Source organism: Halobacillus litoralis (assembly GCF_009856355.1).
GTDB lineage: Bacteria > Bacillota > Bacilli > Bacillales > Halobacillaceae > Halobacillus > Halobacillus litoralis_B.
Genome location: NZ_WMEW01000038.1, coordinates 1 through 509, shown reverse-complemented (window position 1 = coordinate 509; position 509 = coordinate 1). Strand labels below are relative to the sequence as shown.

2 tRNA genes and 1 rRNA gene are annotated in these 509 nt (G+C 45.4%); all 3 read right to left on the bottom strand.

Annotated elements, in window-relative coordinates:
- Positions 1-189: 189 nt before the first annotated feature.
- A tRNA-Ala gene (locus GLV97_RS19715) sits at positions 190-265 on the bottom strand.
- Between the two features lie 8 nt (positions 266-273).
- Positions 274-350, bottom strand: a tRNA-Ile gene (locus GLV97_RS19710).
- A gap of 86 nt (positions 351-436) precedes the next feature.
- A 16S ribosomal RNA gene (locus tag GLV97_RS19705) occupies positions 437-509 on the bottom strand; the annotation flags it as partial.

Below are 509 nucleotides of genomic sequence, written 5' to 3'. Positions count from 1 at the left end.
CCACCGTGCGCCCTTATTCACTTAACTATCTTCGTGAAAAGACGTTTATATAAATCAATTAGATGTCTTGTCATCATGATCTCATCGCTAGATGAGTCATAATTCCTTATCCAGTTTTCAAGGTTCAATTCATTTTAAGGTTACATATAAAACACAACATGAACGCTTGTGTTTTATGGAACATTTAAATGGTGGAGCCTAGCGGGATCGAACCGCTGACCTCCTGCGTGCAAAGCAGGCGCTCTCCCAGCTGAGCTAAGGCCCCATTTTGAATGGTGGGCCTGAGTGGACTTGAACCACCGACCTCACGCTTATCAGGCGTGCGCTCTGACCAACTGAGCTACAGGCCCATTCAACAATGGAGAACATACTATTTTCATAGTTTGATCTCTCAAAACTGAACAACCAACACAGTACGTTTCCGTAATATCCTTAGAAAGGAGGTGATCCAGCCGCACCTTCCGATACGGCTACCTTGTTACGACTTCACCCCAATCATTGGCCCCACC